This is a genomic window from Gottfriedia acidiceleris (assembly GCF_004138285.1).
In the GTDB taxonomy this organism is placed as follows: Bacteria; Bacillota; Bacilli; order Bacillales; family Bacillaceae_G; genus Gottfriedia; species Gottfriedia acidiceleris_A.
Map to the genome: position 1 here is coordinate 1 of NZ_SCFN01000055.1, position 1,328 is coordinate 1,328.

The 1,328-nt window shown below is 30.9% G+C and carries 2 pseudogenes; both read right to left on the reverse strand.

Annotated elements, in window-relative coordinates:
• Positions 1 to 177: 177 nt before the first annotated feature.
• A pseudogene (locus tag EP747_RS23920) lies at positions 178 to 814 on the reverse strand (DUF3885 domain-containing protein).
• A gap of 22 nt (positions 815 to 836) precedes the next feature.
• Positions 837 to 1,147, reverse strand: a pseudogene (locus tag EP747_RS25010) (IS1595 family transposase); the annotation flags it as partial.
• Positions 1,148 to 1,328: the final 181 nt, after the last annotated feature.

Below are 1,328 nucleotides of genomic sequence, written 5' to 3' on the forward strand. Positions count from 1 at the left end.
AAACAAATATACCATCTCGTCCAAATGATTGCAAGCATTACTTTACAAAAAATTAATAAAAGTTTTGTATGATCTTTATTTGAATCTTTCTATATATATTGCTCTGTTAATTTTATTGTTGATTTTAGATATATTAAAAGGAAACACTACAAAATGCTGCTTCCCCTTCTTCATGTTTCAATTAAAAACCTTCTCAATATTAAGTTTGTCATAATCCAAAATCCATTCATTGTAAATATCATATGTATCTCTTATTGTGTCGGGTGAAGTTGCCAATAAATCACACCCTCTGTCATCGTAAACGTGAAAGATCGTTTTCTTGTTAATATTTATAAAATATGCTCTATGAAAAACCCTTGGACTAATTCCCAAATCTTGATTGCATATTGCTTTTAGCAAAGAATTGTATTTGAATTCATTCGTTTTACATTTTAAACTAAACCTATGCGTTTTATATGTCCCTTCTTCGTCCTCTTCAGGAAAAATATATGGATTCGTTTGATGCTTTAATCTATACAATAGTGACTTCTCTACATATGGTGAAAAGTTCTTTAATTTACGTTTATTTTGTTTACCTCTACAAAATCATTTATATCTATTACGACAAATTATCATCCGTTGGAGAGTGTATCGCTTCAAATAAAGTGATTGCTCTTTTATAACAACCCAATATATATGGGATGTTAGGATAAACTTAACCCCTTTTCCACTCTACCCCAAGTTCAAATCGAATACCAATATCCCAATTGTAAAACAAAGGTGCTCTAAGTTCTAAGTTAGGAAATACTTCTTTCAAGAAGTCGTTAATTATCATTCCAACACCTCAATTCTGTAAATCAAAAAAACAAAGACCAAATATTGAGCCTGGACAAACGCAAACAATCATAAGTAACTGTCATTTCAAAAACAAATGATGTTAGTAATCGCTCTTTAATATTGTGTTTTGTATTTTCGTACTGCGACTATCAACGATACCAAGCTAGATAATTAACAAGATACTTTGTAGTTACTCCCTTAAGCTGTCTAACCATTGTTTCATTCGAGAATATAGACCATTTACATTTTAAATATGATACAAACTTTTTATTACACGTTTCACTTCGTTAGATAGAATGCGACGATGCTATTTCCCATTTTCTTTAGCGTATCCTACTACAAAAACTTAATCGTGTCATCTGACTTTTGATCATTCCTCGAATTGATTTCTATTTAATAAGTAAGATTTATAAATCTATTGATTTCATATTCCAACACAAAAAAAGCATCAACTTAATAGCTGATGCTTTTCGTTACCAGGCGACGTTCTACTCTCACAGGGGGAAACCCCC